Source organism: Polaromonas sp. P1_G2 (assembly GCF_056405515.1).
The window spans coordinates 1-395 of the sequence record NZ_JBFUBY010001477.1; the positions used below are offsets into that span (position 1 = coordinate 1).

1 protein-coding gene is annotated in these 395 nt (G+C 64.1%); it reads right to left on the bottom strand.

Annotation, left to right across the window (positions count from 1 at the left end; genetic code table 11):
* A partial coding sequence (locus tag AC1D0P_RS31165; protein ID WP_477680261.1) for a hypothetical protein occupies positions 1 to 395 on the bottom strand: 395 nt, incomplete at both ends.

Below are 395 nucleotides of genomic sequence, written 5' to 3' on the forward strand. Positions count from 1 at the left end.
CCTGTCGACCGCGGATAGCGTATCGGCGCGCGCCAGGATGGCATCGCGGATGGTGGCAGGCAGGCGCTCGCACTCGCCGGCCTCGACAAGTTCGGTGACGAAATAGGCGTTGCCGCCGGTGGCGTGGAATATCGCTTCGCCGTTGAGACCGCGCTCGCCGGCCAGATCGAGGACGGCTGTCCTGGTGAGCGCCGGGACGGCGATCCGCAGCCAATGCGCAGGCGGTATGTCGGCCAGCAATTGCCGCAGCCGCGCCTGGCTGGTCGTATCGTCATTTCTCGCCGTCATCGCAAGTAGGATGCGGGTATGGCGAATGCGCCTTCCGAGATAGCGGATGAGGTTCAGAGTCGCATCGTCGGCCCAGTGAATGTCTTCAATCACGAGCAAAGTAGTGG